Origin of the sequence: Zobellella iuensis (assembly GCF_016746085.1) — a bacterium.
GTDB lineage: Bacteria > Pseudomonadota > Gammaproteobacteria > Enterobacterales > Aeromonadaceae > Oceanimonas > Oceanimonas iuensis.
The window spans coordinates 503,718-528,787 of sequence record NZ_JAERTZ010000025.1; the positions used below are offsets into that span (position 1 = coordinate 503,718).

The 25,070-nt window shown below is 60.9% G+C and carries 23 protein-coding genes; 10 read left to right on the forward strand and 13 right to left on the reverse strand.

Annotated elements, in window-relative coordinates:
- Positions 1 to 20 precede the first annotated feature (20 nt).
- The 3 genes from purF to JKV55_RS13245 all read right to left on the reverse strand — a co-directional run bounded on the left by purF (position 21) and on the right by JKV55_RS13245 (position 3,817).
- Positions 21 to 1,541, reverse strand: coding sequence for an amidophosphoribosyltransferase (gene purF, locus JKV55_RS13235; RefSeq protein ID WP_202086242.1), 1,521 nt, complete (start codon positions 1,539 to 1,541; stop codon positions 21 to 23).
- Positions 1,542 to 1,561: 20 nt separating this feature from the next.
- A complete protein-coding gene (locus JKV55_RS13240; RefSeq protein WP_202086909.1) occupies positions 1,562 to 2,047 on the reverse strand; it encodes a CvpA family protein in 486 nt (161 codons plus the stop codon).
- Positions 2,048 to 2,200: 153 nt separating this feature from the next.
- Entirely contained in the window at positions 2,201 to 3,817 is a 1,617-nt protein-coding gene (locus JKV55_RS13245) for an AbgT family transporter (RefSeq protein WP_202086244.1), read from the reverse strand.
- Between the two features lie 330 nt (positions 3,818 to 4,147).
- Between JKV55_RS13245 and JKV55_RS13250 the strand changes: the two genes are divergently transcribed.
- Positions 4,148 to 4,375, forward strand: a complete 228-nt coding sequence (locus tag JKV55_RS13250) for a DUF2798 domain-containing protein (protein WP_202086246.1) — start codon at positions 4,148 to 4,150, stop codon at positions 4,373 to 4,375.
- A gap of 45 nt (positions 4,376 to 4,420) precedes the next feature.
- Here the strand turns inward: JKV55_RS13250 and serS are convergent, their stop codons facing one another.
- The 5 genes from serS to lrp form a co-directional block, all read right to left on the reverse strand.
- Complete coding sequence (gene serS, locus JKV55_RS13255) at positions 4,421 to 5,719, reverse strand: serine--tRNA ligase (protein WP_202086248.1); 1,299 nt, start codon at positions 5,717 to 5,719, stop codon at positions 4,421 to 4,423.
- A gap of 72 nt (positions 5,720 to 5,791) precedes the next feature.
- The gene (locus JKV55_RS13260; RefSeq protein ID WP_202086250.1) at positions 5,792 to 7,141 is read right to left on the reverse strand and encodes a replication-associated recombination protein A; all 1,350 of its coding nucleotides are present in this window, start codon (positions 7,139 to 7,141) and stop codon (positions 5,792 to 5,794) included.
- Positions 7,142 to 7,214: 73 nt separating this feature from the next.
- The gene (gene lolA / locus JKV55_RS13265) at positions 7,215 to 7,823 is read right to left on the reverse strand and encodes an outer membrane lipoprotein periplasmic chaperone LolA (RefSeq protein ID WP_202086259.1); all 609 of its coding nucleotides are present in this window, start codon (positions 7,821 to 7,823) and stop codon (positions 7,215 to 7,217) included.
- A 3-nt stretch (positions 7,824 to 7,826) separates the two neighbouring features.
- Positions 7,827 to 10,424, reverse strand: coding sequence for a DNA translocase FtsK (locus tag JKV55_RS13270; protein WP_304952624.1), 2,598 nt, complete (start codon positions 10,422 to 10,424; stop codon positions 7,827 to 7,829).
- Between the two features lie 171 nt (positions 10,425 to 10,595).
- Positions 10,596 to 11,099, reverse strand: coding sequence for a leucine-responsive transcriptional regulator Lrp (gene lrp, locus JKV55_RS13275; RefSeq protein WP_202086282.1), 504 nt, complete (start codon positions 11,097 to 11,099; stop codon positions 10,596 to 10,598).
- A 650-nt stretch (positions 11,100 to 11,749) separates the two neighbouring features.
- Between lrp and trxB the strand changes: the two genes are divergently transcribed.
- Complete coding sequence (trxB, locus tag JKV55_RS13280) at positions 11,750 to 12,706, forward strand: thioredoxin-disulfide reductase (RefSeq protein WP_202086285.1); 957 nt, start codon at positions 11,750 to 11,752, stop codon at positions 12,704 to 12,706.
- Between the two features lie 12 nt (positions 12,707 to 12,718).
- Here trxB and dauA read toward each other — a convergent pair whose 3' ends face one another.
- Positions 12,719 to 14,512 carry a C4-dicarboxylic acid transporter DauA gene (dauA, locus tag JKV55_RS13285; protein ID WP_202086290.1) on the reverse strand — a complete coding sequence of 598 codons (1,794 nt, stop codon included), beginning with the start codon at positions 14,510 to 14,512 and terminating at the stop codon, positions 12,719 to 12,721.
- 109 nt (positions 14,513 to 14,621) lie between these two features.
- Between dauA and JKV55_RS13290 the strand changes: the two genes are divergently transcribed.
- The 4 genes from JKV55_RS13290 to infA all read left to right on the forward strand — a co-directional run bounded on the left by JKV55_RS13290 (position 14,622) and on the right by infA (position 16,501).
- The gene (locus tag JKV55_RS13290) at positions 14,622 to 14,795 is read left to right on the forward strand and encodes a ribbon-helix-helix protein (protein ID WP_202086293.1); all 174 of its coding nucleotides are present in this window, start codon (positions 14,622 to 14,624) and stop codon (positions 14,793 to 14,795) included.
- A gap of 11 nt (positions 14,796 to 14,806) precedes the next feature.
- Positions 14,807 to 15,505 carry a leucyl/phenylalanyl-tRNA--protein transferase gene (gene aat, locus JKV55_RS13295; protein WP_202086296.1) on the forward strand — a complete coding sequence of 233 codons (699 nt, stop codon included), beginning with the start codon at positions 14,807 to 14,809 and terminating at the stop codon, positions 15,503 to 15,505.
- Positions 15,499 to 16,206 (forward strand): arginyltransferase, encoded by a 708-nt coding sequence (locus JKV55_RS13300; protein WP_202086911.1) that lies wholly within the window; start codon positions 15,499 to 15,501, stop codon positions 16,204 to 16,206. Before aat ends, JKV55_RS13300 begins: the two co-directional genes overlap by 7 nt.
- Before the next feature lie 76 nt (positions 16,207 to 16,282).
- A complete protein-coding gene (gene infA, locus JKV55_RS13305; RefSeq protein WP_037439960.1) occupies positions 16,283 to 16,501 on the forward strand; it encodes a translation initiation factor IF-1 in 219 nt (72 codons plus the stop codon).
- Positions 16,502 to 16,668: 167 nt separating this feature from the next.
- Here infA and clpA read toward each other — a convergent pair whose 3' ends face one another.
- Both clpA and clpS read right to left on the reverse strand, forming a co-directional pair.
- Positions 16,669 to 18,927 carry an ATP-dependent Clp protease ATP-binding subunit ClpA gene (gene clpA / locus JKV55_RS13310; RefSeq protein WP_202086298.1) on the reverse strand — a complete coding sequence of 753 codons (2,259 nt, stop codon included), beginning with the start codon at positions 18,925 to 18,927 and terminating at the stop codon, positions 16,669 to 16,671.
- Between the two features lie 49 nt (positions 18,928 to 18,976).
- A complete protein-coding gene (clpS, locus tag JKV55_RS13315) occupies positions 18,977 to 19,294 on the reverse strand; it encodes an ATP-dependent Clp protease adapter ClpS (protein ID WP_202086300.1) in 318 nt (105 codons plus the stop codon).
- Between the two features lie 387 nt (positions 19,295 to 19,681).
- Between clpS and cspD the strand changes: the two genes are divergently transcribed.
- From cspD to JKV55_RS13330, 3 genes are all read left to right on the forward strand, one after another.
- Positions 19,682 to 19,897 (forward strand): cold shock domain-containing protein CspD, encoded by a 216-nt coding sequence (gene cspD, locus JKV55_RS13320; protein ID WP_202086302.1) that lies wholly within the window; start codon positions 19,682 to 19,684, stop codon positions 19,895 to 19,897.
- A 165-nt stretch (positions 19,898 to 20,062) separates the two neighbouring features.
- On the forward strand, positions 20,063 to 20,473 hold the full coding sequence (gene mscL, locus JKV55_RS13325; protein ID WP_202086305.1) for a large-conductance mechanosensitive channel protein MscL: 411 nt from the start codon (positions 20,063 to 20,065) through the stop codon (positions 20,471 to 20,473).
- 8 nt (positions 20,474 to 20,481) lie between these two features.
- Positions 20,482 to 20,802, forward strand: coding sequence for a heavy metal-binding domain-containing protein (locus JKV55_RS13330; RefSeq protein WP_202086307.1), 321 nt, complete (start codon positions 20,482 to 20,484; stop codon positions 20,800 to 20,802).
- Positions 20,803 to 20,804: 2 nt separating this feature from the next.
- Here the strand turns inward: JKV55_RS13330 and treC are convergent, their stop codons facing one another.
- Both treC and treB read right to left on the reverse strand, forming a co-directional pair.
- The gene (treC, locus tag JKV55_RS13335; protein ID WP_202086318.1) at positions 20,805 to 22,478 is read right to left on the reverse strand and encodes an alpha,alpha-phosphotrehalase; all 1,674 of its coding nucleotides are present in this window, start codon (positions 22,476 to 22,478) and stop codon (positions 20,805 to 20,807) included.
- Positions 22,479 to 22,546: 68 nt separating this feature from the next.
- Positions 22,547 to 23,962, reverse strand: a complete 1,416-nt coding sequence (gene treB / locus JKV55_RS13340) for a PTS trehalose transporter subunit IIBC (protein WP_202086320.1) — start codon at positions 23,960 to 23,962, stop codon at positions 22,547 to 22,549.
- A 138-nt stretch (positions 23,963 to 24,100) separates the two neighbouring features.
- Here treB and treR point away from each other — a divergent pair, with 138 nt between their 5' ends.
- Complete coding sequence (gene treR, locus JKV55_RS13345) at positions 24,101 to 25,060, forward strand: trehalose operon repressor TreR (protein ID WP_202086912.1); 960 nt, start codon at positions 24,101 to 24,103, stop codon at positions 25,058 to 25,060.
- The last annotated feature ends 10 nt before the right edge of the window (positions 25,061 to 25,070 follow it).

Genomic DNA, 25,070 nt, shown 5'->3' on the forward strand with positions numbered 1-25,070 from the left:
TGATGTCCGGAACGCTTCGCTCAAGACTGGCCTTCGTTGTAGATTTCCAGGTGACTGTTGTCGATGCTGTCCTTCTGCTTGGCACCGTCATTGCGTTGAGCATTCAGGTCATCCAGATATTCCTGGTTCACGTCCTGAGTCACGTATTCCCCGGTGAACACCGAGGTCTCGAACCGGCGCAGCTCCGGGTTGAAGTGACGCACCGCGTCCTCCAAGTCCTCCAGATCCTGGAAAATCAAACCATCGGCACCGATCAGCTTGCATATCTCTTCGACTTCACGGCCATAGGCGATCAACTCGTTGGCGGAAGGCATGTCGATACCGTAGACGTTGGGGAAACGGATTTCCGGAGCGGCGGAGGCAAAATACACCTTCCTGGCGCCAGCCTCCCGTGCCATCTGGATGATCTGCTCGGAGGTGGTGCCACGGACGATGGAGTCATCCACCAGCAATACATTCTTGCCGGCAAATTCCGAAGGAATGGCGTTCAGCTTGCGGCGCACCGACTGCTTGCGCTGCTGCTGACCGGGCATGATGAAGGTACGGCCGATATAGCGGTTTTTCACGAAGCCCTGGCGGTAGGGAATATTCAGGTTCTGGGCGATCTCCAGGGCGATGTCACAGGAGGTTTCCGGGATCGGAATCACCACGTCGATGTCCAGATCTTCCCATTCCCGGGCGATCTTGGCGCCCAGCTTCTGGCCCATCCGTACCCGGGCGCCATAGACCGACACCTTGTCGATAAAAGAGTCGGGGCGGGCGAAATAAACATATTCGAAGATGCAGGACTGATGCTGAGGCTCGGCGGCGCACTGCTGGGTAAAGAGTTCACCCTGCTCGGTGATATAGACAGCCTCGCCCGGTGCCACGTCGCGGATCAGGCTGAAGCCGACCGCATCCAGTGCCACGCTTTCGGAGGCCACCATATATTCGACGCCCCCCTCTTCCGCTTCCCGCTTACCCAGCACCAGCGGACGGATCCCGTTGGGATCGCGAAACGCCAGCATGCCTTGGCCGATAATCACCGCCACGGTCGCGTAAGCTCCCCTCACCTGCTCATGCACCCGGCTGACCGCGGCAAACACATGACCGGGCTCCAGATGCAGCTTCTGGGTCTGCTGATCCAGCTCATGAGCCAGCACGTTGATCAGCACTTCGGAGTCGGAAGTGGTGTTGATATGGCGGCGCGCCACCCGGAACTGCTCTTCCTTCAGCTCCTTGGCGTTGGTCAGGTTACCGTTGTGGGCCAGGGCGATGCCGAAGGGCGAGTTCACGTAAAACGGCTGGGCCTGGGCCACGCTGCTGCTGCCGGCGGTAGGGTAACGTACATGACCGATGCCGACGTTACCGATCAGCCGCTCCATATGGCGTTCTTCAAATACGTCCCGTACCAGACCATTGGCCTTGCGTTGGCGGAAGGTATCACCCGAAATGGTAACGATGCCGGCTGCATCCTGACCTCTGTGCTGAAGTACCGTCAGAGCGTCATACAGCGCCTGGTTTACCGGGGTCGTACCTTGAATACCGACAATCCCACACATGTCCTAATTTCCTCAACTCGCTATGGCTTGGGTAAAAAGCTGGATGAATTCTGCACCAGGCTGAAAAACCACTGGATCACTATACCAAATTCCGGGATTAACCGGGACTCCCGCCACCACACACTTTGCGGGAAGGCGGTCATGGTATCGATAAACAGCAGCATGGCAGCGACGATAAAGACGCCCCGCACAGCTCCGAAACATACGCCAAGGACCCGATCGGTACCGGACAAGCCGGTTTTGGTGACCAACTCACCGACAATGTAATTGACCAGGGCCCCCAGGATCAGGGTTAACACAAACAGAATGGCAATGGCGGCACCATTGCGGAATAAAGGGTCGGAAATATCGAGGTGAACGGCCAGGTCGGCATAGAATCGGCTGGCAATGAAAAAAGCCGCCACCCAGGTGGCCAGCGACATCGCTTCCTTCACAAAGCCCCTGACCAGGCTGATGAGTGCTGACAGGCCGATAATGCCGAGAATTGCGTAGTCTATCCAAACCATCATTTATTGCCGGGGACCTCTTAATTGCCGCGCATTCTACCAAAGGAGCCCGGCAAAAGGCGAAGAAAAAGCGGATAAATTTCATTCAATATCAAACTATCCCCTGAATGGACAAGGGGCCGGAGAGGATTTCCATCTCCGGCCCCGCAAGGGTTACAGACCGCTATAGAAGGTCGCCGCCCCCGGACCGACCGGCAGGCCGAACACGAATACCCAGAGGTAGAAGAGTGCACTCCAGCCGACCATGAACACTATGGAGTACGGCAACATCATCGCCATCAGGGTGCCGATACCCATGTTCTTCTGGTAACGGGCCGCCACCGCCATGATCAGGCCAAAGTAGCTCATCATGGGCGTGATGATATTGGTGGTCGAGTCCCCGATACGGTAAGCCGCCTGTATGGCCTCGGGAGCATAGCCCACCAGCATCAGCATAGGCACGAAGATGGGCGCCGTCACCGCCCACTGGGCCGAGGCGGAGCCGATCATCAGGTTGATGAAGCCGCACAGCAGGATGAAGCACAGCATCAGTACCGGCCCGGTCAGGCCCACGCTCTGCAGGAAGGTAGCTCCCTGCACCGCGATCACGGTACCGAAGTTGGTCCAGCTGAAGAAGGCCACGAACTGGGCGGCGAAAAACACCAGCACTATGTACATGCCCATGGAGCCCATGCTCTTGGACATGGCATCGATCACGTCGCGATCGCTCTTCATGGTGCCCATCATGCGGCCGTAGACATAACCGGGGATGGCGAAGAACACGAAGATGAACACCACTATACCCTGCAGGAAGGGCGAGCCGGACACGGCGCCGGTCACCGGGTGACGCAGTATGCCGTTTTCCGGCACTATGGTCAGGGCTAGCAGGGCGCTGACCACCAGGGCGGCCAGGCCGGCCCCTTTCAGCGCCCGCTTTTCAGCCGCGGTGACCTTGCCCATATCGGCGGCATCGAGATCGACGGCGGCATCGTCCTTGTGGTACTTGCCGAGCTTGGGCTCGACGATTTTCTCGGTGACGAAGGCACCCAGGGCCGAAATCACGAAGGTGCTGACGAACATGAAGTACCAGTTGACCTCGGGCCCCACCACATAGTCGGGATCGATGATACGGGCCGCGGTCTGGGTGATGCCCGACAGCAGCGGATCCACGGTGCCCAGCAGCAGGTTGGCGCTGTAGCCGCCGGACACGCCGGCAAACGCCGCGGCCAGGCCGGCCAGCGGATGGCGGCCCAGGGAGTGGAAGATCATCGCCGCCAGCGGGATCAGCACCACGTAGCCCAGCTCGGAGGCGGTATTGGAGACGATGCCGGCGAACACTATGGTCACGGTAACCATGCGTTTGGAGGCGTTCATCACCAGGGCGCGCATGGTGGCGGACAAGAGCCCGGAGTGCTCGGCGATACCGACCCCCAGCAGGGCCACCAGCACGGTGCCAAGCGGGGCAAAGCCGGTGAAATTGGTCACCAGGCTGCTGACGATGCGGGACAGGCCCTCGGCGTTAAGCAGGCTTATCACCTGGATCATGCCGTCGGCGGCCCGGCCGGGTGCGCCTTCGGGCCGGGGATCGGCCACACTGACCTCGAAATAGCCGGCAATGCCGGAGGCCACCAGGATGACGCCACAGAAGATGGCGAACAGGGTGATGGGATGGGGCAGCAGGTTGCCCAGCCATTCCACTGTGTCAAGGAAACGGGTGAAGGCGCCCTTTTTTGGTTCCTGGGCTTCGTTCCCGGATGGACTGCCGTTGTAGTCGGTTGAACGGGACGTCATGTCTTTTTCTCCATCAGCATGGTCGTAAAACAGGTCAAGCAACCGAAAATAAAGGATTAACGAGACAAAAAAACCAGTCTTGCCACCAAAATTGAACGTAAATGCTAAACCCAATCAAACAGGCGACGGATTATACACTGGTATTTTCTGTCATCAACGAAATATGATGCCAAAATGTTTATTTTTCTCAGACTTATTAACTATTTTTTAAAGGATAGAGAAGGGTAAATATGCCGGAAGAGGTCAGGGATGCCCGGCAGGGAGGATGCCAACCGGGAGCCGAGCTGTTAAAATCAACATTAAGAAAAATCTAATATAAAGAGACTCCTTATGCTTTTCCCTGCCCGCTATGCCCGACTGCTGTTCGCGGTACTGATGTCCCTCTACATGGTGAGCATCATGACCGGGGTGATCACCTGGGTGAACACCGGCCTGGCCGGCGACTTCCTCGCCCGCTGGTGGCGGGCCTTCTATATCGCCTGGCCGGTGGCCTTCATGCTGATCCTGGCGGGCGCTCCGCGGCTGCAGCAACTGGTCGGCCGCCTGGTGCGCCAATAAAAAAACCGGGGCCCATGGCCCCGGCTTATTGGCTCGGTCAAGGGATCAGCCGATGTACTTCAGACCGCCCATATAGGACTGCAGCACCTCGGGTACGGCGATGCGACCGTCGGCCTGCTGGTAGTTCTCCAGCACCGCCACCAGGGTACGGCCCACCGCCAGGCCGGAGCCGTTCAGGGTATGCAGCAACTGGGGTTTGCCGTCGGTGCCGCGCACCCGGGCCTGCATGCGGCGCGCCTGGAAATCGGCGCAGTTGGACACGGACGAAATCTCCCGGTAGGTGTTCTGGGCGGGCAGCCAGACTTCCAGATCGTAGGTCTTGGCGGCACCGAAACCCATGTCACCGGTGCACAGGGCCATCACCCGATAGGGCAGGCACAGGCTCTGCAGCACCTTCTCGGCGTGGCCCACCATCTCTTCCAGCGCGTCCCAGGAGGTATCAGGATGTACCAGTTGTACCATTTCCACCTTGTCGAACTGGTGCATGCGGATAAGGCCACGGGTATCCCGGCCGTAGGAGCCCGCCTCGGAGCGGAAGCAGGGGGTATGGGCGGTGAATTTGAGCGGCAGTTGATCCGCCTCGAAGATTTCGTCCCGGCCGATGTTGGTCAAGGGTACTTCGGAGGTGGGGATCAGGGAAAAACGGCGTACCTTGCCTTCCTCGTCCCCTTCGCCTTCGATGGCGGTATGGAAGAGATCGGCGGAAAACTTGGGCAACTGGCCGGTACCGAACAGGCTGTCGCTGTTCACCAGGTAAGGCACATAGCACTCGGTGTAGCCGTGCTCGGTGGTGTGCAGATCCAGCATGAACTGGGCCAGGGCCCGGTGCAGCCGGGCTATCTGCCCCTGCATGATCACGAAGCGGGAGCCGGCAATCTTTACCGCGCCCTTGAAGTCCAGGCCGGCCAGGGCCTCGCCCAGGGCAACATGGTCTTTCGGTTCGAAGCCGAGCTCGGAGGGTTGGCCCCAGTGGCGTACCATGACGTTGTCATTTTCGTCCCGGCCCGGCGGCACCGATTCGTGGGGCAGGTTGGGAATGGCGGCACAGAAAGCCTCGATCTCGGCCAGCAGTTTGTCCAGCTCGACCTTGCACACATCCAGCTCATCGTTGATTTGCGACACCGCCGCCTTCAGCGGGGCTATGTCCTCGCCGCTGCGCGCCGCCTGGCCGATGGCCTTGGAGCGGGCATTGCGTTCGGCCTGCAGTTCCTGGGTACGGGATTGCAGAGACTTCCGCTTTTCCTCGAGGCGGTTGAACAGCTCGACGTCCAGAGTAAAACCACGGCTTGCCAGCCGCGCGGCCGTGTCGGCGATGTCGCTGCGCAGGTATTTGGGATCCAGCATGAGTTACCTTATTTGATGCTTGTAATGCGTATGACACGCAGGGTCGGAAGTCACTAAGTCGGCTTCAGTTTATCAGCTTCGACGGCCCGGGGCCAACTGGCCGCCGGCCTGTTCGTCCAGGCCCTTGAGGTAGTCGAGCTTGGCCTTGACCTTTTGTTCGAAGCCCCGTTCATTGGGCTGGTAGTAGCGCCGTTCCTGCAGCGCCGCCGGCAGGTAGCTCTCGCCGGCGGCATAGGCCCCGGGCTCGTTGTGGGCGTAGCGGTATTCGGCGCCGTGGCCCAGTTCCTTCATCAGCCTGGTGGGGGCGTTGCGCAGGTGGATGGGCACCTCGAAGTCCGGCAGTTCCCTCGCGTCCTGCAAGGCCGCCTTCCAGGCGGTATAGAGCGCATTGCTCTTGGGCGCGCAGGCGAGATAGACGATGGCCTGGGCGATGGCCCGCTCCCCTTCCGCCGGACCCACCCGGGTAAAGCAGTCCCAGGCCGCCAGCGCCACCTCCATGGCCCTGGGGTCGGCTAACCCGACATCCTCCGAGGCGATGGCCAGCAAGCGGCGGGCGATATAGAGCGGATCACAGCCGGCGCTGATCATGCGCGCGTACCAGTAGAGGCCGGCATCCGGGTTGGAGCCGCGGATCGACTTGTGCACCGCCGAGATCAGATCGTAATAGAGGTCGCCCTGGTTATCGAAGCGGGCCAGCCGCTCGCCGGTGACGTCCGCCAGCAGCGCCTTGTCTATCCGGCGCAGCCCCTCCCGCTCCTCGGCCATGTCCGCCAGCAGCTCCAGGTAGTTGAGTGCCTTGCGGCCGTCCCCGTCCACCAGCTCGGCCAGGGCCCGCTGCACGCCGTGCGCCAGCTCGATGGCCTGGCCGCCCAGGCCCCGCTCATCGTGCAGGGCCTGTTCGATCATCGCCTCCACCTCGGCCGTTTCCAGCCGTTTGAGCAGATAGACCCGGGCCCGGGACAGCAGGGCGTTGTTGAGTTCGAAGGAGGGGTTCTCGGTGGTAGCGCCGATAAAGGTGACGGTGCCGTCCTCGATATGGGGCAGGAAAGCGTCCTGCTGGGACTTGTTGAAACGGTGTACCTCGTCCACGAAGAGGATGGTGCGTCGCCCGGCCAGCTTGTGCTCCCGCGCCCGCTCGATGGCGGCACGGATCTCCTTGACCCCGGAGGTAACCGCCGACACCCGCTCCACCTGGGCGTCGCAGTATGCGGCCACCAGTTCGGCCAGGGTGGTCTTGCCGGTGCCCGGCGGCCCCCAGAGGATCATCGAATGGCAATGCCCCGCCTCCAGCGCCCGGCGCAGCGGCTTGCCCGGCCCCAGTATATGCTGCTGGCCCAGATACTGCTCCAGCCGGGCGGGGCGCATCCGCGCCGCCAGGGGACGAAAGTCGTCCTGCTCGAAATCCAGGCTCAGGGTACTCATCCCGTCATTCTCCCATAAAGCAAAGCGGTAAGCCGACAGCTTACCGCTTATCACTGCCTCTGCTGACTTTTTCTTAACGCTGGTCGTCGATCATCACCCCGGCCGGCGGCGTGAACTGGAAAGTATCGGCCGCGGTGACCGGCGCGGTATTGATGTTGCGCAGACTGAATTCACTGCGCTGACCACCGGACTCGAGCACGGTAAAGCGTTCGATGCGATTGGCACCGTCGAAACGCAGGCTGAATTGCTTCACAAGCTCGCTCGGATCCTTGCTGGTCACCACATACTCGGCGCCTCGCCGGGCGACCTCATACTGCTGCCAGCGGCGGCCGTCACCGCCCGCAATCAACAGGAAAGGCGTATTCTGTACCGCCTGCTCCAGGGGCACTATGCTGACCTGTTCCACGAAGGGATCGAACATCCACACATCGGTGCCGTTGGAGACAATCAGACTCTCGTCGGGCGAGGCCGTATGCCAGCGAAAGCGATCGGGTCGCGCCAGCTGCATGGTGCCTTCGGCCGTTTGCATCGGCTTGCCTCCCTCATCGAACACCTGCTGGCTGAAATCGGCGGAAAAACGCTCGAAAGCCGCCAGCTTCTGCTGCAGCTCGGCCCTGGCATCCGCCAGCGCCACGGCACTGACCGACCACAGCAAGACCCCTAGGGTTGCCAATTTTCTCATTCATTACTCCCTGGCCGGCGGAGGCGCCAGCACTTCACGTTGACCGTTTCCACCCGCAGGGCTGACGATGCCCTGGTGCTCCATCTGCTCGATGATGCGGGCAGCCCTGTTGTAGCCTATTTTGAACTTGCGCTGCACACTGGAGGTAGAGCCACGGCGACTCTCTACGACAAAAGCCACCGCTTCGTCGAACAAGGGATCCAGCTCGTCATCGCTCCCTTCCGCCGCTTCCCCGGGCAGCAGGCCATCGGCGCCCACGTCACCGCTCAGGATATCCTCGATATAGTCGGGCTCGCCCCGCTCCTTCCAGGCGGCCACCACCCGGTGCACCTCGTGGTCGTCGACGAAGGCGCCGTGTACCCGGGTCGGGTTGCTGTCACCGGCCGGCAGGTAGAGCATGTCGCCCATGCCCAGCAGCGACTCGGCGCCCTGCTGGTCGAGGATGGTGCGCGAGTCTATCTTGCTCGACACCTGGAACGACATCCGGGTGGGGATGTTGGCCTTGATCAGGCCAGTGATCACGTCCACCGAGGGCCGCTGGGTCGCCAGTATCAGGTGGATGCCGGCCGCCCGCGCCTTCTGGGCGATACGGGCGATCAGCTCCTCCACCTTCTTGCCGACGATCATCATCATGTCGGCGAACTCGTCGATCACCACCACGATGTGGGGCAGCTTCTCCAGGGCCGGCGGATAGGTGTCCATCGACTGGGTCGGCTGCCACAGGGGGTCACGCAAGGGTTCGCCGGCGTCGATGGCGTCCTGCACCTTGGTGTTGAAGCCCTTGAGGTTGCGCACGCCCATGGCCGACATCAGCCGGTAGCGGCGCTCCATCTCGCCCACGCACCAGCGCAGGGCGTTGGCCGCCTCCTTCATGTCGGTCACCACTTCGGTCAGCAGATGTGGAATGCCCTCGTACACCGACAGCTCCAGCATCTTGGGATCGATCATGATAAAGCGCACGTCTTCCGGCGTGGCCTTGTACAGCATCGACAGAATCATGACGTTGACCCCCACCGACTTGCCCGAACCGGTGGTGCCCGCCACCAGCACGTGGGGCATCTTGGCCAGGTTGACCACCACCGGCTCGCCGGCGATATCCTGGCCCAGCACCAGGGTGAGCGGGTGCTCACTGCGGCGGAAGGCGTCGCTGTCCAGCACCTCACGCAGGTAAACGGTCTCCCGCCGGGTATTGGGCAGCTCCAGTCCCACATAGGGCTTGCCGGGGATCACCTCCACCACCCGCACGCTGATGGCGGACAGGGAGCGGGCCAGGTCCCGGGCCAGGTTGGTGATCTTGCTGACCTTGACCCCCGGCGCCAGATCCAGCTCGAAGCGGGTGATCACCGGTCCCGGATAAACGCCGACCACATTGGCCTGCACGTTATAGTCGGCCAGCTTGGCTTCTACCAGGCGGGCGATGCGTTCCAGCTCGCCTTCGCTTACCGAATGCTGCTTGGGCCTGGGCTTGTCCAGCAGTTCTACCGGCGGCAGGGGCGTCAAATCGGGCTTGCGCGGCCGGGCCGGCGCAGGGGCTGGCGCAGGCACCGGTGACAAGGGGGCTGGCGGTGTCTGATGCCCCGCACCCGGCACCGGCTCGTCATTCAGCCAGGGCAGCTCCAGCTCCTCGTCGTCATCGTCCAGGGTCCAGCCATGGGCTTCGGCGATGGTGACCATGGCCTCGTCTGCTGGTGCAGCCATGCCCAGGACCGGCTCTTTACGGACCGAGGAACGCACCGGCGGTGCTTTTTTCTGCAGTACAGGGCGCCTTTCCACCGCGGCCGGAACCGGCGCCAGCAGGGGATCTTCCGGTATGCCCTCCCAGGACTCATCGTGATCATCCCCTCGCCCCAGCCGATCTTTGAAACGACGCCAGCCGACAAAACCCGATTCGGAAGAGGCTTGGTTCAGGGGGGCCTGGGTTTCCGGCTCCGGCCGCGTCCGCCCCCCGTTGTCAGAATGCTGTCGGCGTCGCGCACGCTCGACCAGCCAGGCAACCAGGCGGCCGGGGGCCGAAGGCAGCCAGCTCGGCAACTCCAGCACGGCGGCACCCAGCCGCTCGACGATCAACAGCCAGGACCAGCCGGTAAAGAAAGTCACGCCGGTGGCAAAGCCGCACAACAGCATCAAGGTGGCGCCCAGGGAGCCAAATATCGAATTCATGACCGCCGCCAGCATGTCACCGATAAGGCCGCCGGAGGAAAAGTAATAGATATTGCCCACATTCATGCTGGCCAATGCCAGCAGGCTGAGCAGCAGCATCAGGAAACCGATGATACGCAGGCTCAGGGTCAGGTAGCAGATCTCGGTCAGGCCTTTGGGCCGCCACAGGGTGACCCAGCCAAAAAACACCATGAACGGCGGCACCAGATAGGCGGAGAAACCGAACACGAACAACAGGATGTCCGCCAGCCAGGCACCGGCGGGGCCGGCGGCGTTGCTGATCTCCCCGCCCCATGCGGTTTGCGACCAACCCGGATCCGAGGGATGGTAAGACACCAGCGATAACATCATAAAGATCGCCAGTAAAATAATGATGATCAATCCGGCCTCAAACAGACGCTGTAAACCAGACATGGGAGTAAACAGCTTTTTCTCCGCCAAACGCCCGCTCCTCGTTCTTTATTGTTGTGTCATGCTATCTAAAAACTGCGACAGGAAAAGTCGTCAGGCCCCAAACGACAAACGAGCGGCCAAGGGCCGCTCGCAGGTACAGGTTCGACATCGAGCCCCCACCCGGTATAAAAATACCAGAGCCGGGCAGATTAGCACAGCTTATCGGGTGTTTATCACCAGGCGATTGCTCTGCTTGACCTCTTCCATCACCACATAGGTACGGGTATCGTTCACTCCAGGCAGACGCAACAGGGTTTCGCCCAACAGTTTGCGATAGGCAGACATGTCCGCTACCCGGGTTTTCAGAAGGTAGTCAAAATCACCGGACACCAGGTGACATTCCTGGATCTCTTCCAGCTTCTGCACCGCATCGTTGAACTCGTCGAACACATCCGGGGTACCACGGTTAAGGGTAATCTCCACGAATACCAGCAAGGACGCATCCAGAAACTGAGGATTGAGAATAGCGGTATAGCCTTCGATATAGCCTTGGCGTTCCAGCCGACGAACCCGTTCGAGGCAGGGCGTCGGGCTCAGGCCGACCCGTTTGGACAGCTCCACGTTGGAGATACGTCCGTCTTGTTGAAGCTCATTGAGTATGTTGCGATCGATGCGGTCCAGCTCTTTCGCCGGCCGGTTGTTCGCATCCAGTACTTCATCCATCCTTTGACTCATTTTCGATACATTCCACTATGAACATTAGACTTTTATGGCACAAAACCATGCCTTTGCGCAACATGCCTTTAGGCTGACGCGTTCCCCCATCTGAACGCACGACCGGATGGAGGAGGCCGGCTTGGGCACCCGACAAACTGCCACGAGTAAATAAAAAACCAAAAAAAACGATTATATATACATTGTTAATGCCCGATAGCTTAGCATGACAAAAAACAAACGGGTAGCACATATGTTTGTATTCTATACATAGCGACCATAAAAATTAAATTTTTACGCCGAGTACTGGCGATTTTGCCTGCAAATATCCTTAGCAACCATATCTCGAGGACGAGACAGACAAAATCGCTGCAAATACTCACCGGTACCGAGACTATGCCTGATACACTCGCAGCAAAATCCTAGTTCATGGTGATTTGTCTGGCATGCAAACATTTTTTGGACCACCCGGGATCCGCCTGGTTATATTGCATAACTATTCGTTATAACGCTTCGATTGCGGAGGTCGCCTTCTCGCCGTGCCGTGTCGGGCTTGGAGCCGATTGCAACAATCGTTTTCTTACGCTTTATTCCATTAGGGCTATCCCCTACAATCGGCTTCACTTTTATCTGCCTATTTGCCAAGGTTGGAGAGACAAATGAGCCAAGCCAAACACGCCAAATTGCTTATTCTGGGTTCCGGCCCTGCAGGGTACACCGCTGCCGTCTACGCGGCCCGGGCCAACCTGAACCCGGTATTGGTCACCGGCATCCAACAGGGGGGCCAGCTGACCACCACTACCGATGTGGAAAACTGGCCGGGCGACGCGGAAGGTCTGACCGGGCCGGCCTTGATGGAACGCATGAAAGAGCACGCTGAGCGCTTCGAAACCGAAATCCTGTTTGACCACATCAACGAGGTTGAACTCACTCAGCGCCCCTTCCGGCTCAAGGGTGACAACGGTGAGTACACCTGTGATGCCCTGATCATCGCCACCGGCGCCTCCGCCAAGTACCTGGGCCTGCCCTCCGAAGAGGCCTTCCAGGGCCGGGGCGTATCGGCCTGCGCCACCTGCGACGGCTTTTTCTACCGCAATCAGAAAGTGGCCGTGGTCGGCGGTGGCAATACCGCCGTGGAAGAAGCCCTGTACCTGGCCAATATCGCCGCCGAAGTCCACCTGGTGCACCGTCGTGACCAGTTCCGCTCCGAGAAAATCCTGATCGATCGGCTGATGGACAAGGTCAATAACGGCAACATAGTGCTGCATACCGATCGCACCCTGGACGAAGTGCTGGGGGATCAGATGGGCGTGACCGGTATCCGCCTGAAAGACACCCGCAGCGACGCCACCGAGCAACTCGACGTCGCCGGTGTCTTTATCGCCATCGGCCACCAGCCCAATACCCAGATCTTCGAAGGACAGCTGGAGATGGAAAACGGCTACCTCAAGGTGCAGTCCGGCCTGCACGGCAACGCTACCCAGACCAGCATCACCGGCGTCTTCGCCGCCGGCGATGTAATGGACCATGTCTATCGCCAGGCCATCACCTCCGCCGGCACCGGCTGCATGGCCGCCCTCGACGCCGAGCGTTACCTGGACGGCCTGGGCAAGTAACCCCCAGCCCCCTTATCCCGGAGCCTGCTCCGGGGCTCCGGCACTCAGCTTGGCGGGAAGGCTCTGCTCTTGCGGAGCCTTCTGTTCTTCCCCCAGGGCATCCAGCGCCTCCCTCAGGGTCGGATAAAACGCCAGCACGCCGGGAATGGGCTGAAACCTGGCCCTGGCCAGGGTCTTCAGCGGCTGGTACTGCAGATCCGCAATCACCACCCTGACCCGCTCTCTCTTGCATTGCTCGATAAACTTGGTCAGCGCCGCCAGCCCTCCCGCATCGAGAATCGCCACCCCATCCAGGTAAAGGACGATGCCTTTACGTGCCTGCATCATGCCGGCCAACTCCCCGAAGACCCGTTCGGCGGCGGCAAAAAACAGCGGGCCGTTGATCTTGAATACCGACCAGCCCGCCGGCAAGGGGGACTCGAGCAGGCGACGTTGGCCGGAAATATCGGTCACCCGGGTCATCTCCGCTATCTCCCGCACGAACAGCACCGCCGCCACCAGCACCCCCACAGTGATGGCCAGCACCATATCGAACACTATGGTCAGTGAGAAACAGGTGAGGAACACCAGGATGTCGCCTGCCGGGGCGGTTTTCAGCAAATGTACCGCCTTATGGGCTTCGCTCATGTTCCAGGCCACCACCATCAGCAGGGCGGCCATCGCCGGCATCGGCAGCCAGGCCAGCCAGGGCGCCAGCAGCACCAGGCCGGCCAGCACCACCAGCGCATGCACCATGGCCGCTACCGGCGACTCGGCGCCGGCCTTGAAGTTGGCAGCCGAGCGGGCGATGGCGGCGGTGGCGGTGATGCCACCGAAAAAAGGGGTGACCAGGTTGCCGATGCCCTGCCCCAGCAGTTCGCTGTTGGCACTGTGCCGTTTGCCGGTCATGCCGTCCAGGACCACGGCACACAGCAACGATTCGATCGCCCCCAGCATGGCGATGGCAAAGGCCGCCGGCAACAGATCGCGCAGCAGGGCCCAGCTCAGCACCAATGGCCCGCCCTCCGGTCCCGCTTGCCGCCAGGGCCAGACAAACTCCGGCAATACCGGGGGAATGCCCTGGCCACTGCTGCCATCGGGTAGCAGGTAACTGAAACGGCTGCTGATGGTATCGATGTCCAGGCCATACCGGTTCAGCCACCAGGTGGCAAGGCTGGCCAGGATCACCGCCGGCAGGTGCGCCGGCACCCCGGTTTTCAGGCGGGGCCAGAGCAGCAGCATCGCCAGCGTCAACACCGCAATCAGCAAGCTGGGCCAGTGCCACCCGGGCAGGTGGCCGGCCAGGGTCGCCACCTTGCCCAGGTAGTGCTCGGGCAAGGCCGTCAGCGAAAGTCCGAAAAAATCCTTCAGCTGCAGGGTGGCGATGACCACGGCGATACCGCCGGTGAAGCCCAAGGTGACCGGCTCGGGAATATATTCAATCAGCCGCCCCAGGCGCAGCAACGCCATGCCGATCAGCAGGACACCGGACAGGGCGGTGGCCAGCAACAAGCCGCCCAGGCCGTATTGCTGGGCGATGGGATAGAGGATCACCACAAAGGCGGCGGTGGGGCCGGAAATGCTCAGGCGGGAGCCCCCGGTCAGGGCAATCACAAAGCCGGCGATGATGGCGGTATAGAGGCCATACTGGGGCGCCACCCCGCTGGCAATGGCCAGTGCCATGGCCAGCGGTATGGCGATAATGCCCACCGTGATCCCGGCCAACACATCCCGCAGCAGACGGCGGCGGCCGTAGGGCTCCTGTAGACAACTTTCGCGCAGGGCATGGCCTATACGCAAAGAAAACAGGTGGGCACGGTGTGACATGGCTCTCCTCCGGCGGCGAGCTGTATTAGAATAATATAGTGATTATATTCTCATCACTTATACATTCAATGTTAATATGATTAACATGCTTGATCTCGTCGGAGGTACCATGGAACAACGGACCGCTCGCCTGACCCTGTTGATCGATCCCAGGAAAAAGGCGCTGTTTGAACAACTCTGCGCCCAGGAAGACGTGACCCCATCGCAAAAGGTGCGGCAATTTATTCGTGACTATATCGAAGAAAAAACCGGCAAGGACTGGCTTGAGCTCGAGCAGGACTGATTTCAGGAGCCATGATGCTGACCCTGCTTGATGATCGACTCTGGTTTCCGGATCCGGAGCTCGCCCTGGAAGAACCCAATGGCTTGTTGGCCATAGGCGGGGATCTGAGCCCGGAACGACTGCTGCTGGCCTATCGCATGGGCATCTTTCCCTGGTTCGATCAGAGCCAGCCCTTGTTATGGTGGTCGCCCGACCCGCGGGCGGTACTGGAGCCGAGCCGGCTCCATGTCAGCCGTAGCCTGGCCAAACTGGCCCGTCGCGGGCATTATCGCCTGACCATCAATACCGCCTTCGAACAGGTGATCCGCCACTGCCGCCAGCTGCGGGAGGGACGTGAAGGCACCTGGATCACACCCGGCATCGAACAGGCTTACTGCCGGTTGCATCACCAGGGCCAGGCCCATTCGATAGAAGTCTGGCGAGATGAGCAACTGGTGGCCGGGCTTTACGGTATCGGCATCGGTAAATTATTTTGCGGTGAATCGATGTTTCATCGGGTCGATAACGGCTCCAAGCTCGCCATGCTCGGCCTGTGCCGGCATTTCTCCCGCCATGGCGGGGCACTTGTCGACTGCCAGTTACCCAACTCCCATTTGCTGAGCCTGGGGGTCATCACCTGGCCGCGGCTGCGTTTTTTACGTAAACTCAAAGAGCTGCAACAACAATCGTTGGCACAATCCTGCTGGCAACCGGGTGAGCTGGTATTATGAGGGAAGTAAATCTGAAGGTGGGGCTGACACCCAAGCATCTGTGCAGCTATCTGCCGGGACGACAGGAGCAGCTGCTGGTATTGCTCGATAAGGAGCTGCTCTGCCCCGAGGGCTATGAACAACTGCTCAGTGCCGGCTTTCGCCGCAGCGGCTCCGATATTTATCGCCCCCATTGCCAGTCCTGCCGGGCCTGCGAGTCCCTGCGCATCGATGTGCAGCACTTTGTCCCCAGCCGCAGCCAGAAACGCATCCTGCGCCAGAACCAGGACATCAGCGTCAGCCTGAGTGAACAGGACAAGCCCGACTACTTCCGGCTTTACCAGCGCTATATCAACGAACGGCACAGAGACGGCGCCATGTACCCGGCCAGCCGCCAGCAGTACGACGGTTTCTTGCTCTGCCACTGGCTGCCGCCGGTGTTTGTGGAATTTCACCTGGAGCATCGGCTGGTGGCGGTGGCGGTGACCGATCTGCTCAGCGGTGCCCTCAGCGCCATGTATACCTTTTACGATCCGGTACTGGAGCACAGATCACTCGGCACCTTCGCCATACTGAGCCAGCTCCGCCTGGCAGGCGACTTGGGCAAGGAGTGGCTGTACCTCGGCTACCAGGTCGATGGTTGCAAGAAAATGAATTATAAACAGCATTTCCGCCCCCACCAGCGCCTGATCGCCGGCCAGTGGCAGACGATGAAAGACTGAGCGTAAACTTTACACAAGGGGCGAAATCCGGCATGATCCCTGCCGTTTTTATTGCCTGCGCTAACAAGAGGACTCAATGGCTAAAGAAGACAGTATTGAAATGCAGGGAACCATCCTGGAAACCTTGCCCAACACCATGTTTCGCGTTGAGCTGGAAAATGGCCACGTGGTCACCGCTCACATCTCCGGCAAGATGCGTAAAAACTACATCCGTATCCTGACCGGTGACAAGGTCACTGTCCAACTGACCCCCTACGATCTGTCAAAAGGACGCATCGTCTTCCGCGCTCGTTAATCCCAGCGTCAGTCACCCCGACCTTGCAGACGGCTGCCGATATCGTCAGCTGTATTCTTTTTGCAAATCATTTTCCCCATTCCGTCAGGCCTGCTGCTCTTGGATAAAACGATGCCCGGGGCCTGTTAGGATCCCGGGCATCGCGGCGCTTGCCCGAAGGCAATGGCTCAATGGGCCAGCGACGCTTCTGATTGATAATCAAAGTGCAGCTTGTCGTCCTCGAGCGTGACTTTCACCGAGCCGCCACCGACCAGTTCGCCAAACAGCAACTCGTTGGCCAGCGGCTTTTTCAGCTGCTCCTGAATCACCCGTCCCATGGGACGCGCGCCCATGGATCTGTCGTAGCCTTTCTCGGCCAGCCAGTGCCGGGCCTGTTCGCTCACCTCCATCGATACCCCCTTGGCATCCAGCTGGGCCTGCAGCTCGACGATAAACTTGTCCACCACCCGGTGGATGATGTCCATATCCAGATGGTTGAACCAGATGATATGGTCGAGCCGGTTGCGGAATTCGGGCGCAAAGGTCCGGTTGATTTCCGTCATGGCGTCGTGGCTGTGATCCTGCTGCTGGAAGCCGATGGACTTGCGCACCGTTTCCTGCACCCCGGCATTGGTGGTCATCACCAGGATCACATTGCGGAAGTCCGCCTTGCGGCCGTTGTTGTCGGTGAGGGTGCCGTTGTCCATCACCTGCAGCAGCAGGTTGAACACGTCCTGGTGCGCCTTCTCGATCTCATCGAGCAGCACCACCGCATGGGGATGCTTGAGCACCGCATCGGTGAGCAGGCCGCCCTGATCGAAACCCACGTAGCCGGGAGGCGCCCCGATCAACCGGGACACGGTGTGGGATTCCATGTACTCGGACATGTCGAAGCGGATAAGCTCGATACCGAGGATACGCGCCAGTTGCTGGGTGACCTCGGTCTTGCCCACCCCGGTCGGGCCGGCGAAGAGGAAGGAGCCGATGGGCCGCTTCTCGTTGCCGAGGCCGGAACGGCTGAGGCGGATGGCGTCGGTCAGCACTTCGATGGCCTTATCCTGCCCGAACACCACCATCTTGAGGTTGGGCTCGAGGTTTTTCAGGGCCTCCTTATCGGAGCTGGACACGGACTTCTCCGGGATACGGGCAATCTTGGCGACGATGGCCTCGATATCGCCCACGCCTATGGTTTTCTTGCGCTTGGACGGCGGCAGCATCCGTACCTGGGCACCGGCCTCATCGATCACGTCGATAGCCTTGTCCGGCAGGTGGCGATCGTTGATGTACTTGGCCGCCAGCTCGGCGGCGGCCCGGATCGCCTTGGCGGTATAGCGGACGTCATGGTGCGACTCGTACCGACTCTTCAGCCCCAGCAATATCTTGGTGGTATCGTCCACCGAAGGCTCCAGAATATCGATCTTCTGGAAACGACGGGCCAGCGCCCGATCCTTTTCGAAAATCTGGCTGTATTCCTGGTAGGTGGTCGAACCCACGCACCGGATCTGGCCGCTGGATAATAACGGTTTCAACAGGTTGGCCGCATCCAGCTGGCCGCCGGATGCGGCCCCGGCGCCGATGATGGTATGGATTTCATCTATGAACAGGATGGCGCCTTTCTGTTTTTCAAACTGCTTGAGCAGCGCCTTGAAGCGCTTTTCGAAATCACCGCGGTACTTGGTGCCCGCCAGCAGGGAGCCCATGTCCAGCGAGTAGATGGTGCTGCCGGCGATGATCTCCGGCACATCCTGATGCACGATGCGATAGGCCAGGCCTTCGGCGATGGCGGTCTTGCCCACCCCGGCCTCGCCCACCAGCAACGGGTTGTTCTTGCGCCGGCGGCACAATACCTGGATGGTGCGGTTGAGCTCCTGATCCCGCCCGATCAGCGGGTCGATGCGGCCCTCCTTCACCCACTGGTTGAGGTTGATGACGAAACCTTCGGTCTGGTTGTTGGCGGCTTCCTCGGTGTTCTCCTCCTGTTGCTGGGAGGAGGGCGCTTCTTCCTGCTGACCATCCTTGCGAATGCCGTGGGACAGGAAGTTGACCACATCCAGCCGGCTGACCTGAGCCTTTTTCAGCAGGTAAGCCGCCTGGGACTCCTGCTCGCTGAAGATGGCCACCAGCACATTGGCGCCGGTGACCTCGGCGTTGCCGGAGGACTGCACATGAAACACCGCCCGTTGCAGCACCCGCTGGAAACCGAGGGTAGGCTGGGTTTCGAGCTCGTCGTCCCCGACCGGGATCAGTGGCGTGGTTTGTTCGATAAAAGTGTGGGTTTCTCGGCGCAACTGTTCGACATCGGCACCACAGGCAGCCAGGGCCTCTTTGGCCGATGGGTTATCCAACAGGGCGAGTAACAGGTGCTCCACCGTCATAAACTCGTGACGGGCGCGACGGGCTTCGTTGAACGCATCATTCAACGTGCTCTCAAGGTCTTTGTTCAACATAGGCACCTCCCCTAAAAAACTGCGGTGTCCCGTTGCGGCGGGTGTTTACTCATGCCTGCTCCATAGTGCACAACAGCGGATGTTCGTGCGTACGGGCAAACTTGTTCACTTGCGCTACCTTGGTTTCTGCAATTTCCGCGGTAAACAGACCGCAGACCCCTTTCCCCTGGTAATGTACCGCCAGCATCACCTGCGTGGCCTTGTCCACATCCATAGCAAAGAATTTTTGCAGCACCTCCACGACAAAATCCATGGGGGTGTAATCGTCGTTATTCAAGATGACCTTGTACATAGGAGGGGGCTGCAGCGCAGTTTCTTCCGCCTCTTTGACCCGATCACCGACGCTCTGCTGTGTTCTCCTGCTCATATATTTACTCTAAATCACTGTTCCGAATCGTGCTACAGAAGTCGGCGCCTCCCTCGAGGCTCCTCTCTTTCATCCGCCGGCCAGGATGCTGCCGATGGCGGTAAAACCTCTCTGGTATCAGGAACGGTTCTTTAGCCTTTCCTTCACACTACCGCTTAAGCTGGCGCTGTCAATAGCCTCTATAAATCGGTGTTTCCGATAAGAAACAAATGCTTGACTACCCCCAAAGTTAGACTAGAGTGGTTGATTGGTAATCATTGGCATTGATTGCCGTTTGGCACTGGCCCATGGTTACCGCATCCGGCGGGAAATCGCCTGTAGTTATAATTGGCAGCTGCCGATTACTCAATGTTGTTTAGGATGTTTGAGCAAAAAGGATGCAGAAGTATGGCAACCGGTACGGTGAAGTGGTTTAACAACGCAAAGGGATTTGGGTTTATCTGTCCGGAAGAAGGTGGTGAGGATGTGTTCGCACATTTTTCAACCATCCAGATGGATGGCTACAGAACCCTGAAAGCGGGCCAGGTCGTTCGATACGAAATACAGGAAGGACCGAAAGGCAACCATGCGACCAGCATAGTGCCCGAAGGCCAGCCGGCATAATAACAGCACTGGATACACAGTATCTCTTATACCCAAGGCGCCCAGGCGCCTTTCTTCGTATCAGGGGGATACAGATGAATATTTCCCGGCTCCCCTACCCCCTCGCGGCCAGGCCCACCTAAACTTGATCCACCTTTGGCATTTCTATTTCAGTGGTGGTATTAAATGAACATAATCAAAGAGTTCAAGGAGTTTGCCGTCAAGGGCAACGTGGTGGACATGGCGGTGGGCATCATCATCGGTGCCGCCTTCGGCAAGATAGTCTCCTCCCTGGTCAACGACGTCATCATGCCACCCATAGGGGTGCTGATCGGCGGCGTCGATTTTTCCGACCTGGCCATCGTGCTGAAGGAGGCGGTGGGAGGGGCACCGGCGGTGACCCTGTCCTACGGCAGTTTTATTCAGACGGTGCTGGACTTCACCATAGTGGCCTTCGCCATCTTCATGGTGATCAAGGTCATCAACCGGCTCAAGCGCAAGGAAGAAGCCAGCCCCGCAGCCCCGCCCGCGCCATCGAAGGAAGAGCAGCTGCTGACCGAAATCCGCGATCTGCTTAAGCAGAAGAACACCCTCTAGGAGTCCCCATGGACATGACCACAACGCCTTCCATCGAAGGCAAGCGCATCCGCAAGTACTGCGGCGTAGTGGCCGGCGAGGCCATCCTCGGCGCCAACCTGTTCAAGGATCTGTTCGCCAACATCCGCGACCTGGTGGGCGGCCGCTCCGCCACCTACGAGCGGGAGCTGCAGCGGGCCCGGGATCTCGCCCTGCAGGAGCTGGAGCAGAAAGCCCGGGCCCTGGGCGCCAACGCGGTGGTCGGCATCGACCTGGACTACGAAGTACTGGGCCAGAACAACGGCATGCTGATGGTCTCCGCCAGCGGCACCGCCGTCATCGTCGAATAAGGCTATTCCAGCAGCCAGGCCTGACACTGGTAGGGCGCCAGCCGTAGGGCACAGGGGGCGGCCGGAGCCGTGCCGGTGTTATCGACCAGCAACTCGGCCCGGCGCCAGGGCGCCAGCGCCGGCGGCGCGAACGCCTGCTCCTCCCGCCCCAGGTTGGCCACCACCAGTAGCCGCCGCTCCCCGTCATCCCGCTGGTAGCACCAGATGGACGGGTGCTCGGGCAGCAGATCCCGGTAGTCGCCACGCACTATCACCGGGTGCCGCTTGCGCAGCCGGATCAGCCGCCGGTAGTGGTAAAACACCGACGCCGGATCCGCCTGCGCCGCCGCCACGTTCACCCGGTCCTTGCTCGCACCCGGCGCCAGCCAGGGCGTGCCGCGGGTAAAACCGGCCCGCTCGCCGTCGTCCCACTGCATGGGTGAGCGGGCATTGTCCCGGGAGCGGGCCGCCAGTATCGCCATCACCTCTTCTTCGGCGAGGCCCCGCTCGCGCAGGATCCGGTACATATTGCGGCTTTCCACGTCGGCATACTGCCCGATACGCTCATAGCCCGGGTTGGGCATGCCGATCTCTTCCCCCTGGTAGATATAAGGAGTGCCCTGCATCAGGTGCAGCACCGTGGCCAGCATCTTGGCGGAGCGCTCCCGGAATTCCCCCTCGTCGCCGAAGCGGGACAGGATGCGCGGCTGATCGTGGTTGCACCAGAACAGGGCGTTCCAGCCGCGCCCGTGCAGGCCCTGCTGCCACTCGCTGAACAGCCGCTTGAGCTCGACGAAATCCGGTGGCGCCAGCCGCCACTTGTCGCCGTCCGGGTAGTCCACCTTGAGGTGGTGGAAGTTGAACACCATGGACAGCTCCTCGCTGTCCGGACTCGAGTAACGCTGGCAGTGGACCAGGCTGGTGGAGGACATCTCCCCCACCGTCATCATGCCGTTCGGGGCGAACACCGTCCGGTTGAGTTCGTGCAGGAACTCGTGGACCCGGGGACCGTCGGTGTAGAAGCGCCGCCCGTCGCCCCGCTCATCATCGGGAAAGGCCTGATCCTTGGAGATCAGGTTGATCACGTCCAGGCGCAGCCCGTCGACGCCCTTGCCGGCCCAGAAGCGGACGATATTGTTCACCTCCTGCCGCACCCCGGGGTTTTCCCAGTTCAGATCCGCCTGCTCCGCCGCGAACAGGTGCAGGTAGTACTGGCCCGAGGCGGCGTCCCGTTGCCAGGCGCTGCCGCCGAACTTGGACTGCCAGTTGTTGGGGGGGCCGCCGTCGCAGCCGTCGCGCCAGATGTAAAAGTCCCGGTAGGGGCCGGCCGGATCGGCGATGGCGGCCTGGAACCAAGGATGGGCGGTGGAGGTATGGTTGACCACCAGATCCATGATCAGCCGGATACCGCGCCGGTGGGCCTCGGCCAGCAGTCGCTCGAAGTCGGCCATGGTGCCGTAGGCCGGATCGATCCGGTAGTAGTCGGCGATGTCGTAGCCGTTGTCCACCTGGGGCGAGACGTACACCGGCGTCAGCCAGATGGCGTCCACCCCGAGATCGGCCAGGTAGTCGAGCTTGTCGATCACCCCGCGCAGATCGCCGCTGCCCCTGTCTCCCGAGTCGTAGAAGGACTTGGGGTAGATCTGGTAGATAACGCCGCTATGCCACCACTGGCCGTACTGCTCTTCTTTGTTCATCTGTGTGCTCTTGGTTCCATCTTGGTAGAAAGGGCCCGGGCAGGTGTCGCGCCGGGCCTGCGATAGCCTCAGCCCAGGGCCACCCCGGCCCGTTGCCGGCGCTGGTACATCAGCACCGTCAGCAGCATGGGCACCACCACGGCGATGGCCATGGCCAGCAGGTAGACTAGCCAGTAGCGGGGCTGGATGGAGAGGATGCCCGGCAGGCCACCCACCCCGATGCCGTTGGCCAGAACCCCGGACAGGCCGCACAGCAGGGCCGCCAGGGCGGAGCCGGTCATGGCGCAGAGCATGGGAAACTTGTACTTGAGGTTGATGCCGTACATGGCCGGCTCGGTCACCCCCAGGTAGGCGGAAATGGCTGCCGGCACCGATATCTCCCGCTCGTTGGCCTTCTTGCTGACCCAGATGATACCCACCACGGCGGAGGCCTGGGCGATATTGGACAGGGCGATCAGCGGCCAGATCGGGGTGCCGCCCATGCTCTGCATCAGCTGCAGATCCACCGCGTTGGTGGTGTGGTGGATACCGGTGATCACCAAAGGCGCGTAGAAGAAGCCGAACAGGGCCGCCCCTATGGGGGCGAAGTCGCCGGTCATCGCCGCCCTGGCGACCAAGGCCACGCCATCCCCCAGCAGGCGGCCGAAGGGACCGATCAGGGTATGGGCCAGGGTCACCGCCACCAGCAGGGAGACGAAGGGCACTATCACCAGATAGAGGTAGTCCGGCACCCATTTCTTCAGCCGGAGCTCAATCATCGCCAGCGCCACCCCGGCCAGCATGGCGGGGATCACCTGGGCCTGGTAGCCGACCTTCTCGATCGCGAAGAAACCCAGATCCCAGATCTCCGGCGCCTGCTGGCCGATCAGGTAGGCGTTCATCAGCTGGGGCGAGACCAGGGTCACCCCCAGCACTATGCCGAGGATGGGCGTGCCCCCCATCTTCTGTACCGTGGACCAGCATACCCCCACCGGCAGGAAGAAGAAGATAGCCTCGCCGATCAGCCAGAGGAAGGAGTGCACCTCGGCCCAGAAGGGGCTGACCTGGGTCAGGGTCCGGCCGTCGAACAGGGCGATATCGCCGATCAGGTTGCGAAAGCCCAGGATCAGGCCGCCGGTGATGATGGCCGGCAGCAGCGGTACGAAGATCTCCGCCAGGTGGGAAATGGCCCGCTCCCAGGCACTCATGTTCTGCCGGGCCGCCAGCTTGGCCTGCTCCTTGCCCTGCCCCTCCTGGCCGAGCAGGGCGTTCAGCGCCTGATAGTAGCCGTCCACATTGGTGCCGATCACCACCTGGAACTGGCCGGCATTGGTGAAGCAGCCCTTGACCGCCGCCAGGGTCTCTATTTTCTTCAGGTCGGCCTGCCCCGGGTTGTTCAGCACGAAGCGCAGCCGGGTCAGGCAGTGGCTGACCGCCGCTATGTTGCCCTTGCCGCCGATATGTTCAATCAGGGTCGCCATTTCCTGGCTTTTGCTCTGGCTCATGGGGTTTTCCTTAACAGTGGAATCGATACCGCGCAGTGTACCCTTATTCCACGAAAACAAAATGGTATCGATACCATTTTGTGCAAGCGCTCACACTTAGGGCACAATCCCGCTACCTCGAGCAAGTTGACGACCATGATGAAAAAACGCCTGACGATTTCCGATATTGCCCGGCTGGCCGGGGTGGGCACCACCACCGTCTCCCGGGTGCTGAACCAGGATCCCAAGGTCAAGCCGGAAACGCGCCACAGGGTAGAGCAGATCATCGCCGAGGCCGGCTATGCCCCCTCCCCCTCGGCCCGCGCCATGCGCACCCAGCGCCAGCAGGTGGTGGGGGTCATCGTCTCGCGCCTGGACTCCGCCTCCGAACACCAGGCGGTGCGCGCCATGCTGCAGGTACTGGAGCAGGCCGGCTACGAGGTGCTGCTGATGGAGTCCGGCTTCAGCAGCGACAAGGTAGCGGAGCACCTCAACTGGCTGCGGCTGCGCCAGGCCGACGGCGCCATCCTGTTCGCCTTTAGCGGCCTGGCGCTGGACGGGCAGGCCGACTGGCAAGACAAGCTGGTGGTGATGGCCCGCCGCTACCCGGGATTTTCGTCGGTCTGCTACGACGACAAGGGCGCCATCGGGCTGATGCTGGAGCACCTGTGGCGGCAGGGCGTGCGCCGCCCGGCCTATGTCGGCGTGGAGCTGCGGGACAGCACCACCGGACAGCAGCGCCTGGAGGCCTATCTCGATTTTTGCCGGGCACAGGACATTGCGCCGCATTACCGGCTGGGCGGCTTGTCACACCAGGCCGGGCTGGAAGCGGCCCGCCTGCTGCTGAAGGAACAGGCCGATACCGATGCCCTGGTGTGCGCCAGCGACACCCTGGCCCTGGGCGCCGCCAAGTACCTGCAGCAGAGCGGCAAAGCAGCGACCCTCACCGGCATCGGCAACAACGAGTTGCTGCGCTTTCTGTTTCCGGCCGTGGCCAGTGTCGATCTCGGCTATCCCCAGGCCGGCACCGCCGCTGCCCGCCAGTTGCTGGCCCAGATCGAGCAGGGCCGTCCCATCGCCGAGCTGGCCCTGCCCTGCCGCCTGGTCTCGACGGACTGATGGCCTTTCC

Coding starts and splice junctions, on each gene's coding strand:
- purF (WP_202086242.1), bottom strand. CDS start 1,541: ATGTGTGGGATTGTCGGTATTCAAGGTACGACCCCGGTAAACCAGGCG.
- JKV55_RS13240 (WP_202086909.1), bottom strand. CDS start 2,047: ATGGTTTGGATAGACTACGCAATTCTCGGCATTATCGGCCTGTCAGCA.
- JKV55_RS13245 (WP_202086244.1), bottom strand. CDS start 3,817: ATGACGTCCCGTTCAACCGACTACAACGGCAGTCCATCCGGGAACGAA.
- JKV55_RS13250 (WP_202086246.1), top strand. CDS start 4,148: ATGCTTTTCCCTGCCCGCTATGCCCGACTGCTGTTCGCGGTACTGATG.
- serS (WP_202086248.1), bottom strand. CDS start 5,719: ATGCTGGATCCCAAATACCTGCGCAGCGACATCGCCGACACGGCCGCG.
- JKV55_RS13260 (WP_202086250.1), bottom strand. CDS start 7,141: ATGAGTACCCTGAGCCTGGATTTCGAGCAGGACGACTTTCGTCCCCTG.
- lolA (WP_202086259.1), bottom strand. CDS start 7,823: ATGAGAAAATTGGCAACCCTAGGGGTCTTGCTGTGGTCGGTCAGTGCC.
- lrp (WP_202086282.1), bottom strand. CDS start 11,099: ATGGATGAAGTACTGGATGCGAACAACCGGCCGGCGAAAGAGCTGGAC.
- trxB (WP_202086285.1), top strand. CDS start 11,750: ATGAGCCAAGCCAAACACGCCAAATTGCTTATTCTGGGTTCCGGCCCT.
- dauA (WP_202086290.1), bottom strand. CDS start 14,512: ATGTCACACCGTGCCCACCTGTTTTCTTTGCGTATAGGCCATGCCCTG.
- JKV55_RS13290 (WP_202086293.1), top strand. CDS start 14,622: ATGGAACAACGGACCGCTCGCCTGACCCTGTTGATCGATCCCAGGAAA.
- aat (WP_202086296.1), top strand. CDS start 14,807: ATGATGCTGACCCTGCTTGATGATCGACTCTGGTTTCCGGATCCGGAG.
- infA (WP_037439960.1), top strand. CDS start 16,283: ATGGCTAAAGAAGACAGTATTGAAATGCAGGGAACCATCCTGGAAACC.
- clpA (WP_202086298.1), bottom strand. CDS start 18,927: ATGTTGAACAAAGACCTTGAGAGCACGTTGAATGATGCGTTCAACGAA.
- clpS (WP_202086300.1), bottom strand. CDS start 19,294: ATGAGCAGGAGAACACAGCAGAGCGTCGGTGATCGGGTCAAAGAGGCG.
- cspD (WP_202086302.1), top strand. CDS start 19,682: ATGGCAACCGGTACGGTGAAGTGGTTTAACAACGCAAAGGGATTTGGG.
- mscL (WP_202086305.1), top strand. CDS start 20,063: ATGAACATAATCAAAGAGTTCAAGGAGTTTGCCGTCAAGGGCAACGTG.
- JKV55_RS13330 (WP_202086307.1), top strand. CDS start 20,482: ATGGACATGACCACAACGCCTTCCATCGAAGGCAAGCGCATCCGCAAG.
- treC (WP_202086318.1), bottom strand. CDS start 22,478: ATGAACAAAGAAGAGCAGTACGGCCAGTGGTGGCATAGCGGCGTTATC.
- treB (WP_202086320.1), bottom strand. CDS start 23,962: ATGAGCCAGAGCAAAAGCCAGGAAATGGCGACCCTGATTGAACATATC.
- treR (WP_202086912.1), top strand. CDS start 24,101: ATGAAAAAACGCCTGACGATTTCCGATATTGCCCGGCTGGCCGGGGTG.